Annotated in this window: 11 protein-coding genes; 2 read left to right on the top strand and 9 right to left on the bottom strand. The window is 62.2% G+C overall.

Features of this window, described 5'->3' with window-relative positions; translation table 11 throughout:
* Positions 1-36: 36 nt before the first annotated feature.
* Positions 37-537, bottom strand: coding sequence for a chemotaxis protein CheW (locus tag ACQY7R_RS24170; RefSeq protein ID WP_428308115.1), 501 nt, complete (start codon positions 535-537; stop codon positions 37-39).
* Positions 538-1,368: 831 nt separating this feature from the next.
* Here ACQY7R_RS24170 and ACQY7R_RS24165 point away from each other — a divergent pair.
* Both ACQY7R_RS24165 and ACQY7R_RS24160 read left to right on the top strand, forming a co-directional pair.
* Positions 1,369-1,983 carry a response regulator transcription factor gene (locus ACQY7R_RS24165; RefSeq protein ID WP_428308114.1) on the top strand — a complete coding sequence of 205 codons (615 nt, stop codon included), beginning with the start codon at positions 1,369-1,371 and terminating at the stop codon, positions 1,981-1,983.
* 376 nt (positions 1,984-2,359) lie between these two features.
* Positions 2,360-2,995, top strand: coding sequence for a response regulator transcription factor (locus ACQY7R_RS24160; RefSeq protein ID WP_428308113.1), 636 nt, complete (start codon positions 2,360-2,362; stop codon positions 2,993-2,995).
* A gap of 31 nt (positions 2,996-3,026) precedes the next feature.
* On the opposite strand, the gene ACQY7R_RS24155 is transcribed toward ACQY7R_RS24160, so the two are convergent.
* From ACQY7R_RS24155 to ACQY7R_RS24120, 8 genes are all read right to left on the bottom strand, one after another.
* Positions 3,027-4,634 carry a fucose isomerase gene (locus tag ACQY7R_RS24155; protein WP_428308112.1) on the bottom strand — a complete coding sequence of 536 codons (1,608 nt, stop codon included), beginning with the start codon at positions 4,632-4,634 and terminating at the stop codon, positions 3,027-3,029.
* A 42-nt stretch (positions 4,635-4,676) separates the two neighbouring features.
* Complete coding sequence (locus ACQY7R_RS24150; protein ID WP_428308111.1) at positions 4,677-8,288, bottom strand: family 16 glycosylhydrolase; 3,612 nt, start codon at positions 8,286-8,288, stop codon at positions 4,677-4,679.
* Between the two features lie 11 nt (positions 8,289-8,299).
* Entirely contained in the window at positions 8,300-9,574 is a 1,275-nt protein-coding gene (locus ACQY7R_RS24145; RefSeq protein WP_428308110.1) for a family 43 glycosylhydrolase, read from the bottom strand.
* Between the two features lie 78 nt (positions 9,575-9,652).
* Positions 9,653-11,653 carry an alpha-L-arabinofuranosidase C-terminal domain-containing protein gene (locus ACQY7R_RS24140; protein ID WP_428308109.1) on the bottom strand — a complete coding sequence of 667 codons (2,001 nt, stop codon included), beginning with the start codon at positions 11,651-11,653 and terminating at the stop codon, positions 9,653-9,655.
* Between the two features lie 45 nt (positions 11,654-11,698).
* Positions 11,699-14,071: a beta-L-arabinofuranosidase domain-containing protein gene (locus tag ACQY7R_RS24135; RefSeq protein WP_428308108.1), complete on the bottom strand. Its 2,373-nt coding sequence runs from the start codon at positions 14,069-14,071 to the stop codon at positions 11,699-11,701.
* Positions 14,072-14,115: 44 nt separating this feature from the next.
* Positions 14,116-15,189 (bottom strand): DUF1559 domain-containing protein, encoded by a 1,074-nt coding sequence (locus ACQY7R_RS24130; protein WP_428308107.1) that lies wholly within the window; start codon positions 15,187-15,189, stop codon positions 14,116-14,118.
* 69 nt (positions 15,190-15,258) lie between these two features.
* Positions 15,259-15,660, bottom strand: a complete 402-nt coding sequence (locus tag ACQY7R_RS24125) for a hypothetical protein (protein ID WP_428308106.1) — start codon at positions 15,658-15,660, stop codon at positions 15,259-15,261.
* Between the two features lie 235 nt (positions 15,661-15,895).
* Positions 15,896-17,593, bottom strand: coding sequence for a GH39 family glycosyl hydrolase (locus ACQY7R_RS24120; RefSeq protein WP_428308105.1), 1,698 nt, complete (start codon positions 17,591-17,593; stop codon positions 15,896-15,898).
* Positions 17,594-17,626: the final 33 nt, after the last annotated feature.

Raw genomic sequence — 17,626 nt, 5'->3', positions numbered from 1 at the left:
ATTTGTGGGAAAATTTCGGTGTTCGTTGCGAGTTAACTACGCGACCATTTGCGTCGCCGACGAAACGTCCGATAGCAGGCGATCGACGTCGAGCAAGATCAGTAGCCGCTTGTCGAGCTTCGCCAAGCCGGTCAAATAGTCGCGGCCGAGCCCCGAGACAGTCGGCGGCGGCGGAGCCATTTGATCCTTCGAAATCCGCAGCACCTCGCTGACCGCGTCGACGATGATGCCCGTCGTCTTGCCGCCGACGTTCATCACCATGATTCGCGTTTCGTCGGTGGCCGCTTCCTCAGCCATGCCGAACCGCAGCCGCAGGTCGACGATCGGAATGACCGTACTGCGCAGATTGATCAAGCCTTTGATGTAGGGTGACGTTTGCGGCACGCGCGTGATTTCGCCGACCAAGATGATCTCCTGCACCTTGGTGATCTCGATTCCGTACTCTTCGTTCGCCAATCTGAAACTGACGACCTGAATCGTCCCCGCATCCGCCTGCCGTTGACTCTGCGGCGCCAGTTTGACCTCGCTGTTCGACATGTTTCGCCCCTGTGTTGGTTAGCTGCCGGCTGCAGTCGCCAGCAACCGCCGTTCGATCATCGCGCACATCGTCCGCCGCGCGCCGGCTAGCCGACGCCTGCGGTTTCCATGCGTTGCGGCAAACGTCGAAGCGTGCGTTCGCTTCCCCTTGCCTGTCGAAACATAAGGCTCACATTGCTAACGGAATCCCGAATGCACGCGTGATATTTATTTTGTGGGTTCCCGTGCGCTGAAGCTCCCAGCCGACTTCGCGCGACACAGTCGATACAAGACGGCGGCGTCGAAGATTGGCTCGCACACATCCGCACGTCGCGCGGTGCGCGATCACGCACGAAGTACGGCAAGACGCAGCGCGCTGGCTCATCACGTGCGGAGACCGGCAACTTGACCGACGCGGGTCGCCGTGGAGTGAATCCCCTAGTCACATCAATGCAACTCATCACTGCAGGCGGAATCGGTCCGCTACTGAGTGCCGCGAACTTGGTGACGACGATCTGATTTCGACGCCAGACGTGCCTGAGGCGCGGTCACGGGAGGACCCCAGTGAGCCTGCTCGCCCGCGATTTTTCACGGCAAGCGCCGGATGAGGTAGCCCTTATCGTGAAACGCGTTACCGGAAATGGCGGGCGAGCCCGTGCGACCTACAGCCCGACGGGATTCCGTAGTCGCAAACCACCCAACGACTCGCGGAAACTTGTCTGGACATTTCCCTTTCGCATGCGATCATCAGAATCAACGGCACCCCAGCGGAGCGAGACGCTCTGCCGCGGCTTTTCCCCGCTCCATCAAGTTCGCCACGAAGACCGGTTTGCTACGAAGACCGGCGTTTTTATGCCTGCTGAATCACTGGTCTGCATCATCGACGACGACGCCGAGTTTGCCGGTTCGCTCGCAGTTCTAGTGAATTCGATGGGCGCTCGCGTCCAGACCTTTGCGTCCGCGGATGCGTACTTGGAGCAGTTTGATCCGCAGACGCCTGGCTGCCTAATTCTCGACGTCCGGATGCAGCGAACGAGCGGGCTAGCCCTGCAGGAGCGTCTCGCCAGCCTCCCTCTCAGCCCCCCCGTCATCATCATGACGGGGCATGCCGAGGTTCCCACCGCTCTTCGCGCGATGCGGATGGGCGCCGTCGACTTTCTGCAGAAAACGTTTCAGGAGTCGGAACTGTACGACGCGATCCAACGGGCGCTGGAGCAAGACGCTCGCACCCGAACCGCGTTTTTCCGCAAGGAATCGATCGATCGGCGGTTCGCCCAGCTAACTCCGGCCGAGCGTGCGGTTCTCGACCAGGTGCTCCAGGGCGAGGCGAACAAGTCGATCGCCGCGAATCTGGGCGTCAGCCGCCGCACCGTGGAAGATCGCCGCGCGCGGGTGATGCACAAGCTGGAGGTCGAAACGCTCGCCGACTTGGTGCGGATTGCCCTTGAGGCAGGCGCGCATATCTAGACGGCGGCCAACGTGCGTCGGCGATGCGGCAAACGCCCACCTGACGTTGCGTTTTTTGAGGATGTTTGGGCGTCGAGAATGGCGACAATTGCACTTCTCATTTCACAAGTGGAAGAACACGTTCTTCCCGTGGAGATGGCAATTTCAATTTTTAGTCTCTCCCGTCTACCATGACGCCATTGACCGTCGGACAAGGGAGAGCGAAGGCTCCTGCATGCCGATGCACCGAACGCCCCATGACGGGCGCCGGTAGGCATGCGCGGCTGCAGTCCCGCTCCTCTCTTCCGCCGATAGACTCAAGCGAGCACGGCCCAGCCGCGCCATCGCTCCGCGCCGCCGACGCCGCTAGGCGTTTAGCACTCATAGGATATCGTTGGTGGATTTTCAGCCTGCCGCTCACATCGTCGACAGCAACGCCGATTCGCGCAACTCGTTAGAGAAGCTTGTCGTCTCGATGGGGTTCGTCGCCGCTTCATTCGGCTCGCCGGCGGAGTACCTGGAGCAGGCCGGTACGAATCGTCGCGGCTGCCTGATTCTCGCATTGCCAGCCCCGGCGTACACCGGCCTCGGAACGCTGGAACATCTCACCTCGCTTCCCGACGCGTTGCCTGTCATCGTGGTCACTGATTGCAACGCCGTGCCCCCAGCCGTTCGTGCAATGCAACTAGGCGTCGACGCCTACCTGCAGAAGCATTGCTTTTCTGAGACGTCGCTATGGGAAGCGATCCACGCCGCATTCGCGCGCGACTCAGTACAGCGCGCTGCGTACGAACGTCGTCGGTCCTTACTCGAGCAATACAGCGAGTTGAGCCTGCGCGAGCGCCACATTTTGGAATTAATCGTGCAAGGGTGCGATCACAAGCAGATCGCCGACGATCTGAACGTCAGCCGTCGCACGGTTGAGAATCGGCGATCAAGGATCATGTCGAAGCTGGGAGCCGATACGTTTCCGCAGTTGATTGCCATTTCGATCGAACTTGGCATCCCGGCCGAAAAGAAACCGGGAACGTAAATTCGAAACTGCGGATGGACTAGGCTATCGGTTACAGCGTAACTCCGCAAAGATTCACGCGAATTCCAAGTGCGAGCGCCATCGCTGCTTTCGCTTGCAACGTCCGATCAGCCGCCGACGCGTCGTCGCTGTAGACGACCTGAATATGATTGGACTGGTGCTTCGCCATCAGCTGGTTGCGACTGACGCCGTGAAGTTGAGCGTGCATGATCGGCCACTGGTAGGTCGTCGCTTGCCAACGGCGTTCGGTTTCTTCGGCCGGCAACTCGACCACCGTCCCGCGGCCGAGATCCATGTGAAGGGCGTCGTCGGCCACGTAAATTCGCGACCAGACGATCTCGCCCGGTCGCGAGACGCCGCGGAGCGTGCTGCCGCCGCTAGGGAAGTACATTGCCGGCTGGCGGAACCCTTCGGCGCCCGCCCACCCATCGATGAAGTGCGCGGGCGGCGCGGCGCCGCTGATGAGCAGCACCCACACGTAACCGTCGACCGTGCCGCTGCGATCGACGTCGCCCCAGCGAATATCGTGTAGCGTGCTTTCGACCGGTTGGCCAAGGGCGCGCTGCACGCGGTAGGTAATGAGACCGTCGAGCCCCGCGCATTCGTCGACTTCGTTGAAGTGGACCACCGGCTCGCCGGCAAATAGTTCGCGGCCGCCGTCGCGACTACGAACCGGCGGCCGATCGGCGTTGTTGAGCGTTCCCTCAACCAGATCGCTCGCTGGCAGCAAGTCCTTGAGCCCTTGCTGGTACTGGATACCGATGAGGCTGCACCCAAAATCGTCGGCGAGCCGCACCGCCGCGACATACATCCGGCATTGGCGGAAGACTTGCTCCTGGGTCAATTCGGAAGCGCCATCGGAGCCGAAATGGAACCGCATGCCGCGCTCGCGGAACCAGTCGTAGACCGCCTTCGCTTCGACGGGAGCGACTTGGAGAGACTCGTAGTAGAGGGCCGACTGGCTAAGGCGTTCCTTGAACACGCCGGTCCGGTGGAGGAGATGATCGGGGATGATCGCGTTGAACATCCCCATACAGCCTTCGTCGAGCACTCCCATGATCGCTTTGTCGCGCTGGAGTTCCTCGGCGAGCCTTCGTCCCACGTCGGCGGCGTCGCCCTTCAGAGCTTCCACTGGCAGCGGATGCACGTGGTCAATTCGGTGGTCGCACCGTCCAGTCTCTAACCACGACTTCAGCCGACTGGTGAAATAGTCGTCGGTGAAGTCTTCGCTCCAGAGAGTCGAGTACCGCACGCCGGCCTTGGTGAGCGACGCGTTGAGGTTGAGCATCCCCACGAGCCCTGGCCATTGGCCGGACCAATTCGCCACGGTAATGATTGGCCCACGATGGGTAGTCAGCCCGGCGAGGACGTGGTGCGAGTATTGCCACACCGCCTCGGCGACGATGAGCGGGGCGTCGGGCGGGATCGAGCGGAACGTCTCCATTCCTTCTCGTTGGCTGGCGAGGAAGCCGTGACCTTCCGCCTCCTTGTAAGGATGAGCGCGACGGATTTGTCCGCCGAGCGCGGCGACGGCAGCGGTGAGCCGCTCCTCCATCTCGTGTTGAGCGGGCCAGCAGTTTTGATTGGCGGAGAGTCGTTGGTCGCCGCTGGCGAGCAGCAGCACTTCGCGAGAAGCCATGGTCGATGATCGCTGTGGAAAAAGATGTCCGCTGAGAAACGTCTACGAGCGGACATTGTAGCGATTACCCAGGCCATTCGCACCGAGTTGCGAGAGTGTTGTGAGCGCGAGAACAGCGAGCACCGCGCCGCTTGGTTCAGGAATCTCAACGGTCGCAGCGGCATCCGCCGAAGCCCCGCTCGCACCGTACTGCTGCCGCCAGACCTCGAGGTCGGCTCCGTCAACGATCCCATCGCCGTTGGCGTCGCCGTCGCTCGGCTCCCCGCCGCTGGCGACGCTGGCGCCACGTTGCCAGACGAGGAAGTCGGCGCCATCGACGACGCCGTCGAGATTAAAATCGGCGGAGATCGCCGCCGTCAATTTCAGCGTAAAACTATTCTCGGCTGCGACGAGATTCCAGGCGAGGCCGGTGACGCTCGGCAGCTCCAGCTGATCGAACGCGCCCGTCACGCCGCCTGCCGCGGTCGCGATGACGAACTCATCTCCTGCCGCGGGAACATACGCCGACGCTGGCGCGAACGCAACTTTAAGTTTGGCGTCCGCAGCGATTGTTAGCATCCCTGTCGCAGCCAGCGAATCGAAGGCGGCGAGGTCGTTAATCTCGATGCGCAGCTCTCCGCCAACCGCGAACGATGCGTCGCCCGCGTGGAGCGCCGCGAATTCAGCCGTCGTGCCGGGCGCTAAGATGCCCGCCACGGTCAGCGGTCCAGCAATCTGCCCCGTCCCGCCAAGCGTCGCTCCCGCCGCCACGCTGACGGCGCCGGCGCCCGTGGCGCCCGTCACCTCCAACGTCCCGGCGTCAACGATGGTCGCGCCTTGGTAGAGGTTCGTCTTCCGCAACTCCCAGCGGCCGACGCCGCGCTTTGTCAGCCTGCCCGTACCGTTGAGTTGTTTGTTCAACACGCCGCTGCCGCTGCCCGCAAGTATGAGCCGCCCACCGTCGAAGGAAACCAAGTCAGCGGCGCCGGCGTCGTTCCACTCGAAAGCGGCATTCGCTTCCACTGTCGCGCCACCCGCAAGGATCGTGAGCGAGCGCGTCGATTGCGAATTCTCGGCGATCGCCAGCGTGCCGTCGTTGACGAACATTGAACTCGAACCGTTCGGCAAAAATCCCAGAGTACCGCCAGCGACGCCGCTGTCGTGGAAGTTGCGTAGTTCGAGTCGCGAGCCGCCGCTGATGCGAATGGCCGAACCGCGCTGCACGGTGTTTTCCTGATAGAGACGCCCCGTGACTTGCACGTTAGCGCCATTTTCCAACCGCGTGTCGCGCTGCGCGCTGGCGTTGCCGGCGAAGATCGTTTGCCCGGCGCCGGTGAACAGCACGATGCCGCCGGTGGATGAGTCGCCGTTCGGCCGCGCTTGGCCGATGAGATCGCCCTGGAGGCGGAGCGGCGACGTGCCGTTATGGCGGATCTCGAGGTTCGACCAAACGTCGAGTCGACTGTTGATGAAATGGCCGGCCGAGCCGCCGTCAACCGCGAGCAGCGCCCAGCCATCGGGAGCATCGGCGAACATGAGACTCTCGACGGCCCCCCCCGCTTCGCCAAGCACGTACGCCGTCGCGCCGTCGAGATGAACCTCGCCGACGGTGCGACTGCCGTTCCAGGTGACGGCCATCCGCCGCGCCGCCGTTGTGCCAAAGTACGCCCGCTGGCGTTCGTAGCGGGCGCGGCCGTTCGACCAATTGGCGTCGGCGTCCCACGCCCCTGAAGTGCCGGTTCCCAACGACCACGCGGTGTCGGGCACGCTCGCCGGCTTTTGCCACACGCGAAACCAATCGGCCTGCGTCACGTCGCTTGAGCCGGCCGCCCACTGCGCGAGCGACGGAGCCCCCGGCCAACCGTCGACGGCGTAGTTGAAGATCGTGTACATATTCTGAAACGACGCCTGATTCGACGCCGTCTTCACCAGCACGCCGTCGAAGTAGTACTTCAGCTGCGTGCTCGTCCACTCGAGCCCGTAGGTGTGGAACGCGGCGCCGAGGTCGACGTTGCGATCGATCCACTGGCCGTTCGAGGCATTCCCCGAACCGGTCGACCAGTGGCTGTTCGCGTAGTACTGATCGTTGATTGATTCGTTGACGAACAGTGGGTACTCCATGACGTCGATTTCCGGCGGCCAGCCGGCGTCGAGCATCCAGAAGGCGGGCCACGAACCGCGCTTGCTCGGCATCTTGATTCGCATCTCGGCGTAGCCGTAGGTATAGCGAAAGTCGTTGTGCGAGCTGATGACGCCTGAGCTAAAACCTTTGCCGTTCGTCGCCTCGCGCGTTGCGGTGAGGCTGAGGACGCCGCCGCTTTGCGTCACGTTCGAATCGAGCATGTAGGCGTCGTGGTTGTGCGTACGACCCCAGGCGTAGGCGGTGTCCCACTTCACCGGATCGACTGTCGCCGTCGAGAACTCGTCGGCGTGGATGAGATGCCAGCCAGAACCGGGCGGATCGGCTTGCGCTGTTTCCTGTTGGCCTAAGTGCAGCGCCGTCGCGGCGAAGAGCGCGATCGGCAGTGTTCGCCGCGCAGCCCTGGCCAATGCACGGCGACGTGCGCCCAACCAGCACGCAGCAAGCGCGAACAGCGCCCCGCTTGCCGGTTCTGGCACGCTCGCCAGCAAGGCCGCGAACGCCCCCTCGCCATGCATGAGATTGAAATCGCTCTGGAACATGCGGAAGTCGGCGAAGTCGTTGAACCCATCGCCAGTGAGATCGCCGCGCGCGGCCCGCTCGATCGGCGTGAGGCCGCTGAGATCGGTCAGGTTGTAGAGTTTGAACTGCTCCCAGTCGGCGCCGTCGACGAGCCGGTCGTTGTTCAGATCGCTGCGCGACGTGATCGTGCTCACCAACCAGTTTCGATAGGCGGCAACGCGGGTGTAGTGCGAAGCGCCGCCCCAAATGGTCGGATTGCTGCTGGTGGCAGTGAGCCCGACGATCCGCCATTGGCTCGGATCGCTGGCCTGCGAGCTGAAGTTCGTGCCGTAAAAGCCGAACATCGGGCCGCCGCTGTCGCCAGGGCCCGCCAATCCTTCGACAAGCCGATTGGTCGACAGCAGCGACTCGCCGTTCGCGACGATCTGAATCTGCCCGTTGCCGGCGATCGTGCCGGTGTTGTAGGCATGATGAAAGCTCACCGCGCCGCTGCTCGTCCCCGTGACCGTACCGCCGGCGCCGGTCGTGTTAATCGTCCCCCACTGGCCGTAGCCGCCGATGTGCAAGATGCGGCCCGGTTCGTCAAAGCTGGAGTTCAACAGCTGCGCCGCCGGCTGCACGCCGGGAACGTTCGCCGTGAGCCGCACTAGCGCCATCTCCGAACCGCCGTCGGGCGTGAAGACTTGGCTCCCCGTGTAGACCGTGCCGAGGACATTGACCGAGATCTGCCCCGCCGGAGCGATCGCGCCGTAGTTCCCGCCGTTCTGCACGACGTGCCGCACGGTGAGCGCCCACTGCGAATCGAGCAGCATCGCCGTGCCGCGTGTGTTGTTTGTCCCGTTGTTGATGACGTGAACGTTCTCGAACCAGAGCGGGCGATTCGTTAGTCCGCCGGCCGAGACCGAGCCGAATGCGGGGTCGGCATTCCAGTAGACGGCCATGACCGTGCGCTCTCCGCTGAGGAGAGCGACAGTCGACAGCGCTACGAGCAGGAGTGATCGCCAGTGCAACATGAAATGATCACCTACTGCCGCAACCGCGCATGCCAACCGGCCAGCACCAGCCCGCCCATCAGCATCGGGGCCGACGCCGGTTCCGGCACACTCGCCAGCATGGTCGCAAAGGCGCCGGCGCCATTCAAGAAGTTGTAATCTGCCTGAAACTGCCGGAAGTCGGCAAAGTCGATGCGGCCGTTGCCGTCGAGATCGCCGCGAGCCGCGCGTTGCGCCGGCGTCAGTCCGCTCAGGTCAGTGAGATGATTCGCACGGAACACCGACCAATCTTGCAGGTTGATGGCGCCGTCGCTGTTGAGATCGCTCTTCTCGAACGGCAGGTCGAAACCGATCGCTGAAACCGGCGTCGCGAAGACCGTGCCATGATGCGGATCGCCTGTCTTCGGCAGCTTCGCCTCGGCCGTGCGATTGACCCACGTCTGCAAATCGGTGGAAGTCGCCACGCCAAGGTAGCCGGCGCCATACGCGTCGTAGTGCAACTGCCAGGTATCGCCGACTTTGATAATCGAGGGCCCTTCGACCGCATTTGGTTCGATCGCCGAGCCAGGCCCAATGATCGGCGCGGCGCCGCGCACGTACGGCCCTTGAGCCTCATCGCTCGTCGCTAGCCAAACGTTTTTGAAACCGTTCAGCTCATCCTTCACGGCCATCAAATAGCGGTCGTTTGCTTCGTCGCGGGCAATCATCCCGTCGATCACCGTTTGGCCGGCGTAATAAAACTCCTTCGGCTGGCTGAACGTGTTGAAGTCGCTGGTCGTAAATGAGTAAAGCTTGTGCGGCCCGTTGTTGAGGTTCGACGCCCAGACGACGAGATATTTTTCCCGCTCTTCGTCGTAGTAAAGTTCGGGCGCCCAGGTGTTCGCGACGTTCGTCCCGGCGCCCCACACCTCGATTCGCTTCGGCGTCGACCAGGTGACGAGATCGTCGGACGAGGAGTAGCCGATCGTCTTCGTCGTGATGCCGGTGGTCCACACCATGTGGAATTTGCCGTCGGGCCCACGAACGACCGACGGGTCGCGCATTTGGTTCTCGCCGGCGGGGAACGCGGGCGCCTGCGGCGGCGTGATGACAGCCTGATCGTTATTGAGTGGCGTAAAGTTCAGCCCGTCGGTGCTAAAGCTGAGGAAGACGCCGCTCAATCCGCCGGTCGGCCAGCCCCCTTTGAAGTAAGCGTAAACGTACCCGGTCGGGTCGGCCGCCAGGGCAGGGGAGGCGCTGCAAACAAACGCCAACGTCAGCAGCGCGCCCGCGAGGGTACGCCGACCAATCGATCGATAACAAATCATGTTGCCTGCTCTCTGCGAGAAAATGCATAACGCCGGGCCAACGTGGGGAGTTGGCCCGGCGTCCTTCAAACAGTCATGCTATTGCAGCGGAACGCTCAAGATACCGAACGCGAAGCCGGGAACTTCCCAGTCGCCGTCGAACTCAACGTCGCTCTGCACATCTCTGATCCGATCATTGTCGGCGTCGTTCGTCGCGCGGGGATCCTTGCCTGTGACGATCCACTGCGTCGCCGCTCGGCTCGGCTTCAGATCGGCGACGTCGAACTTCAGCTGCGCGGGTTTATTCGAGGGGTTCACGACGCCGATCGTTAGCGTCTTGCCGTCTTCGCTCAGCGCTGCGGCAACGTCGAGATGTTGCTCGCCCGCCTCGTAGTCGACCGCCACCGGCTGCGTGCCGAAGTGTTTGCGGTAGAGCATCAGCGGATACGCGGTCGTATCGAGGAACGCATCGGTCTTGGTCGTCTTGATGCAGCCGATGACGTTCACCGTCTGGGCGTAGTGAGCCATCCGAATGATGTCGGTATTCCGAAAGAACTCGTGAAGGCCCGCGGCGACGCCGAGCGCGTCGGCCAGGTCGTAGGCACAGCCAAGTTCGCCGTAGACGTAGTCGTTGTGCCAGTAGTTCCACTCGTCCATCACGATCGGAATCGTGCGATCCGGGAGCAGTCCCTGCCGCTTCTGGATGTCGCGATGGCCGTCGGCTTTTTTCTTCACCTCTTCTTTGAGCATCGCCACATGCTGGGCGACGTCGGCGGGGGTCTTCTCGCCCCACGGCGTCCGGCCACGGTAGAAATGCTCGGAAATGTAATCCATATGCTCGTGGCAATCTTTGAGCATCCCCTCCGACCACTTGGCGTTATCCTTCGGATCGAAGTTGCCGACGCCAATCAGCTCGATCGTTGGATCGGCCTTGAGCATCGCCTTCGCGACGAGATTGTGCTTCTGGGCGTACTGCGGCAGGGCCATGTAGCCGAGCTGCCAGTTGCCGAACATCTCGTTGCCGACGCACCAATACTTCACGCCGTACGGTTCGGCGTGGCCGTTCTTCACGCGCCACTCGCCGCCAATCGTGTCGGCCGCGCCGTTGCAATAGTCGACTTCTTGAGCGGCGGAGTAATCGTCGCCAAAGCCGGTGTTCACGGCGATCAGCGGCTCGGCGTCCACCTCGTGGCAGAAGATGAGGAACTCGTCGAGGCCGACGTCGTTGTGCTCGACGCCGGTCCAGGCCGGATTCTTGCGCGGCGGCCGACGATCGCGATCGCCAATTCCGTCGCGCCAGTCGTAGCCGCTCACGAAGTTGCCGCCCGGCCAGCGATACATGGGGGCGTCGAGTTCCTTCAACAGCGCGAGCGTGTCGGCCCGCATTCCCTTCACGTTATCGGCCGGCATCAGCGAGATCGTGCCGACGAGCACGTTCCCTTCACCGATGGCGTTGAGTTCGAGATTCGCGTGATCGGTCGTCGCACCAGCGGTGAACTCGAAGGGATACTTTTGGTAATCGCCGGTGAGCTTGGCAATCTTGTGCGGAGCCGGCTTGGCCTCGTCGCTCGTCTTCAGGGCCACTTCGACGGCAGCCGGTCTGTCGCCCGCCGACTTTAGCCACGCGTAGCCGATGTACTTCTTCCCCTTCACCACGCCGAGATCGCGCTGACGGATGCCGTGCCCTGCGGCGATTTGCGGCGTCTGCTCGCCAACGAACGGTTTTTCTTTCGCCATCGTGACGCCCTGCGCGTCGCCGATGATTTGCCACGGCGAGGCGCCGACGACGGGGAACTCGGTCTTCTCCAGCGACTTGTAGGGGGCGTAGTTCTCGGTGATCGGAAAGTAGAACTTGCGATCCTCGAGCATCTCGGCCCAGATCCCGCCGTAAATGCAGCGGCCGAGGTGCTCGATGAATTGGGCGTAGATGAAGGGATTGATGTCGGGACGGCGCTCAGCGGCGTTAATTTTTACGGTCGTCGGTTGCTTCGCTACAGAACCAGCCGGCGTGGAGACCGCATCGGCGGCATCGAGTCGTGCGATAGGCGAGGAGCAAAGAATCGCCGCCAGAGCGAACGCGAAGGCGGGTGAGGTTCTCATGGCGTATCTCTAGATGGGAGAAAGAGGTAATTGGTCGACTAAGTACTACTGTGGATTGGATGCGCCTGTCGATTGGCGGCGGACGGTGCGGATGCCAAACACGCCGCCGACGTAGTTGCCGGGCTTCGCGGAGAAGCGAATGTTGACGCGATGTTTTCCTGCGGTCAGCTTCTGCGGCAGTTCATATATTTGATCCCAGAACCGTTCGGGCCGATCTTGATGGAGCGATTGCGTGGCGATTCGCTCGCCGTCAACGAGCACGTCGAACTCTCGCGGCCCCGACTCGCTGCCCCAGTAGGTGGCGACGAGGTCGGTCGCCGCGTCGGGTGACACCGCCATGTCGAACGCGAACCAGCCGCCATCGACAGCGTGCCTCAACTTGCGGCCGTTGAATTCGTGCGGCGTCGACTTTTCGCCGGCGAGCTGATGATCGCGTTCGGCCTGCATCTCGCCGATCGCGAACTGGTCGATCGTCCGTGCCTCAAGTTCCTGCAGCCGCGCGTGCTCGGAGGCAATCTCGGCACGGCGGACTTCCCACTCGGGGGGCGTGAGGCGATCCCAGTAGACGAGGTGGCGATGATCGTACGTGTCGTAGAACGGTTTGAGTAGCACGTTCTCGGGCTGGCTCGCTTGGTGCGTGCGGAAGCGAAGCGATTGCTTTGCATCCTGCACCGTCGCGTTCTCCGCGGCGATCCAATCGCCGGCCGCCTCGCTCGCACTCACGATGATCGGCGCCTCAGGCCGGCTATCCGCCGTTCCCATGTCGCCTGCGAGCAAGATCGGACCGTAAAATGCGGCGACGCGATTAGCCCGATCGGGCATCGGCTCGCTGCGCAGCGACATCGGCAAACGGAACTCGATCACGTCGCCGTCGCGCCACTCCCGCTCGATCGTTCCGTAGTCGCCCGCGGAACTTTCGACATTCAATGGCTTGCCATTCAGCGAGATCGCTAACTCGCCCTTGATCCAACGGGGATGGCGCAAATGAAGCGTGAATCGTTTCGGCTCCTCCGTCGCGATCTTCAACCGCACTACGTCGCTGCGGGGAAACTCCGTCTCCTGCGTCACGCGAATGTCCGCGTCTTTCCAATCGAGTTGCGACGCAATGAATTGATTCACCCACAACTCGTCGTCGCCTGAATGAAAGTAGATGACGTCGCCGTAGCGGGAATGATTCTCCATGCCGCTGCCGTTACAGCAGGTGAAATCGAGCAGCCCCATGAACTTCTTGAAGTCGCCAGAACGGAGCGAGACGTAGTAGCAAACCTGCCCCGTTTCGGGATGCTGCGAGGCGAGGATGTGGTTCCAGAGCGCCCGCTCCATATAGTCGGCGTACGCCGACTGCGGATCACGGCAGAAAAGTGCCGACGACAGCTTCAGCATGTTGTAGGTATTGCACGTTTCACTGGTGGCGTGGCCAAGCCGATCGCTTAGCCGGCGCGGCGGGCCAAAATGTTCGCTGTCGCTGTTGCCGCCGTTGGCGTAGGTGTGATTCTCGGTAACCGTCTTCCAAAAGAATGGCGCGATCCGCGCGTACCGCTCGTCGCCCGTCAGCTCGTAAATCCGCTCGACGCCGATCGCTTTGGGCACCTGTGTGTTCGCGTGCTTGCCGGCGAGTTCGTCACGCTCCGCGGCGAGCGAATCGAGCACCTGCGTGTGGTAAAACTTCTTCGCAAGTTCGAGATACGCTTCGTTGCCGGTAAGGGCGTAAAGTTCGGCGAGCGATTCGTTCATGCCGCCATGTTCGCAGGCGAGCATCTGCTGCCACTGCTCGGGCGTGAGCTTGGCGGTGACATTATTCGCCCAGTCGGCTAAGCCGCACGCGACTCGCAAGGCTTGTTCGTTGCCGCAGTAACGGTAGGCGTCGATGAGGCCGGCGAATAGTTTGTGGAGGTTGTACCAGGGGACCCACGAACCATTGAGATCGAAGCCTGCTGAGCGAATCTCGCCGCGCGCGACTTCGCTGAAGACTTGCTTGCCGTTCGGCATTGCTCCGAGAAAACCGTCGCCGTTGGCCTCTTGGCATTCGGCGAGTTCGGCCACGACGTGCGCCACCCGTTCGCAAAACTGCGGATCATCGGCAACGCGGCTCATCCGCGCGCAGGCTGAAAGATAGTGCCCGAGCGAGTGCCCGGCGATCCCTTGCGATTCCCATCCCTCGTAATTCTTCGCCTTCTCCGGCAGGCCGGCTTCCTTGCGATACCAACTGAGCAAACGGTCGGCATCGAGGCTGAGCAGGAACTTAGCGTCGAGTTCCATCGCATGCCGGTAGGGCCCCGGCAGCAATTTGACGTCGCCCGGTTCAAATGGCGCGACCTGGAGTTCGATCTGCGGCGAGATTCGATCCTGGATTTCTCCGGCATTCATTTGGCCGGCGAAACTCACGACGAGCGTTAACACGATCGGAGATCGACTCACGATGCATCTTGCAAGTCGAAGAGAATGAACAAGGTTGCTAGACATCAGTTGGCGTCGCTCACGGTTTCATCGCCAGCCGCGGAGGTGAGGGCCCGCCACAAGAGCGGATCGACCCCGTCGGCGTAGTACTTCACCGAGCCGTCGCAGCGCGAGGAATTGACGCCGCCGGCATGCTGGCTCCGCGCAGCAATATGTTGCTGTTTGTGGCCGTTGCTATCTTGAATAGCCTCGCCAGCCAACCGGCCGAGCGTCACGTCGCCCGCAGCGGTAACCGTCGCAGTCAGCGGCTTGGGGATTCCCTGTTGAGCGAACCCACTCTCCACGTTGTTGATCCATTCCCCCTGCCGGCAAAGCGCATCCGCCGCAGCGGAATTTGGCGTGTTCCAACCAGTGAAGATTTGCCCGCCGAGCGCCGTTTGTGCATCCGAGTAGGGCCCGCCCCACGCCACCGACTCAGGAAGGACCTTCACCTCGGAAGTCATTAGTGTATTCGACGTTCCGTCGGTGATCATGTTAAGCGGCGTATCGATCCGTGGCCTGAACGGCGCCCCCGCGAAGAGGACGTTGACCGTCGACAAGTCATGTTGGCCGTATACCGTGTTGCCGGCGTTCACGACGTAGTTCGACCGTACGCGCGCCCAGGTGGGAACGTCCCATTCATTGCGTTGGAGGCCAATATCGCTGGGGCACTGGTGCATCGGCACAAACGCCGTTCGCGCTGCCAGATTCGATGCATCGCTAAATGATTTGCTTGGGTTGGCAAGGTTCGAAAGCCCCGCCTGCTCCATATAGGGCATGATCGGCAGATACCAACCATGGTCGTCGTACCAGCCGCCGGGACCGCCGGGGAACAGGTCCAGATAGCCCTTTTCTTGCCCCGCGGTGGCTGTGTTCCACCAGAACTTCGCCATCGGCGGCAGACCCTTCTTGCTGCTCTCGTAGTTTAAGAACGCCAGCGACAATTGCTTCTGATTGTTGAGGCATTGTCCGCGCCGCGCCGCCTCCCGCGCCGCTTGCACGGCCGGCAGCAACAACGCCACCAGCACGCCGATGATCGCGATGACCACCAGCAGCTCCACTAACGTGAATCCCGCACTGCGTTGACGATCGTGAACCATCGATTTCTCCTTGAGTCGCCACGGCGAAGCGACGCGCTTCGACGACGCAACTCGTCTCGCTCGAACGCGCTAACTCGCTAGATCGAAGTTCTGGTCCGCCCTATCGCTGGACACCTCCACGTCGATCCCCTTGCTCACGCTAGCCGGAACGATGCTGACCGTCTCTGCGACGTCGGTCCCGGTTCGTGCGCTCTTGTATGTCTTGCCGGTCGGCTTGTTGATACTGAAGTAAGCCTTCACAGCGCCCCTCGGTGTTGCGGGGGAATCGTACTTCCCGTCCGCGATCGGTACCGTGACGGCGCCGGCGCTCGTGCGAAAAGTAATGGCTCCATCGGCTCCGGCAGGCAGCGGCTGGCCGCCGATGGTGACTTGGCCTTGGAGGTGCGCCGTGTTCCCCGTCGATGAACCGCCGCCGCAGCCGGTGCACCAGCTCAACGTTGTCGTCAGCGCAAGCAGCGATACAAGTCGCATGACCACAGAACCACCTGCAGTTGGAATCAGCACGCCTCAACCAGTCGATACGAGTCGACGGCAGGCGCCCAGGACAAGTCGCGTGATGAGTTGCGAGCGGCAGATGGCGTGATGCTTCGTCACGCCATCCCTTCGCGTCGCCCTCGCATTATGGCACATGAAAGGAGTGCGCCCCATCTAGAATTGCGTAGAAAGTTTTAGACTTCGCGCAAAGCCATTCACGGCTCACGAGCAGCTACGGCAAAGCTTTCGGCCTGACGACAAGCAATGAAACGCCTTGCCGCGGCAGCGAGAACTGTAACTGGCAAGCCGACCTTTCCAACGCGACCGTCGTCGGTGCTTCCAGCAACGCAAGCTCAGAAGCAGCTTGCAGTTCGCGATACTGTTCCTGGTTCGGCGCGATCGGCGAGCCCATGCGCCGCCATGCGGCGTAGGCGTTGCTGTGCTGGTCGTCGATGCGGTAGTGGCGCACCTCGGCCGCCTTCCACTCGGCAGGCAAATGCTCGATCGCCAGCGTCACCGCGGCGTCGGGCCCGGGAACATCGTCATCATGGTAATGCCACGCGAGGACGGCGACGGTATCGCCGTCGCGGCTAGCAAGCGCCGCCACGTCGGGCCGGTCGCGGACGCCGCGCTCGATCATCTCCTGCAGCGGAATCTCGCCGCTGCTCGTCACGGCCAGCCGATCGCCCCCCATGCGGCTGAACATGCGAAACACATTCAGCACCGGCAGCGGAATGCCATTGCTCGCCAGTTGCCGAAAGCCGGCAAAATAGGGCTGATCTTCGAACTCGAACGCCCAGGTGACGGCGCCATCGAACCGCACGCCATGCTTATCGGCCAGGTCCTGCTTTCGCGCGAAGCTCGCCGCGGTGTAGCTCGAGTAGACCGTGCCGTTGCGGTAGCTGAACATCGGCCCCTGGCACGCGGCGCACCCTTCGGGGTCCGACTCGCCGATGACGATCGGTGTCTGCTTCAGCTCAGGGAACGAGGCGACGATGCCGAAGCCGCGGTCGATGGTCGCGAGTTGCGCTGAGATTCCCATGCGAACGTGCCCGTCGACGTACGTCGGGACGCCCTTCGCGTGAAAGGACACGAAATCGTGCGGCGTGCCGCGCTCGCCGGAGGCGAAGTTCTTGCCCCGCAGCGAGTGCTCCAAGAACGCCCGCGTGAAATCGCCGCCGTCGCCCGCTGAGTGAGGCCCGCCGACGCGAGCCGTAGGCAGCGCCCGCCGCACGCCGTCGACCGCGTAATCGTGCAGCTTGAAAAACTCCTCGCGCGTACCGCCCCAATAACCATCCGGCAGGCTATTCGCCTCGTTCCAAGTTTCCCAATACCAGCCATTTACTTCGTCGACGCCATACTTCTCAACACAATGCTTCGTCCACTGGTAGACCAATTCGCGCCACTTGTCATAATCCTTAGGCGGGTACCGCCAACCAGTGCTGATCGTGTTGTACGGCAACCCGGGCCGCCATTCGTGCCGATATGGTTGCGGATGCGTCGATAAGGCCTCGGGCATGAACCCGATTTGCACGTATGGTCGCACGCCCCGTTCGAGAAGGGTGTCGAAGATGCGGTCGGTAATCGTCCAGTCGTAGATTGGTTCGCCGTCGGCGTTCTCAGTGTAGGCGTTGGTGCTTCCCCACTTGAGGGCCGGCGTCCCGTCGCCAGAGGTGAGCAGGTTGTGCGTGCGAAAGTAAACCTCTCGCGGCTTCAGTTCGCCGAGTTGCGTGAGCAGCCGCTCGCCATCTTTCATATAGGTGTAGTTCGGCTCGTCGCCGCCGAAGAACCGCCAGATGGGACGTAGCGGGCCGCGCGTGGCGCTGGCGTCGACGCGGATCTCGACGGGGAAGGAACCGTCGGCAGCGTGCGCCGCGTTGGGGCAAGTGGAGACCAACGCAAACAGAATGATGGCGAAGAGCCGCGTCATGTTGTGCATCAAAGAGTGGAGGGGGGAGTGATG

Origin of the sequence: Lacipirellula sp., from assembly GCF_965279485.1 — a bacterium.
GTDB lineage: Bacteria > Planctomycetota > Planctomycetia > Pirellulales > Lacipirellulaceae > Lacipirellula.
This window is presented reverse-complemented; position numbering and strand designations above follow the sequence as displayed.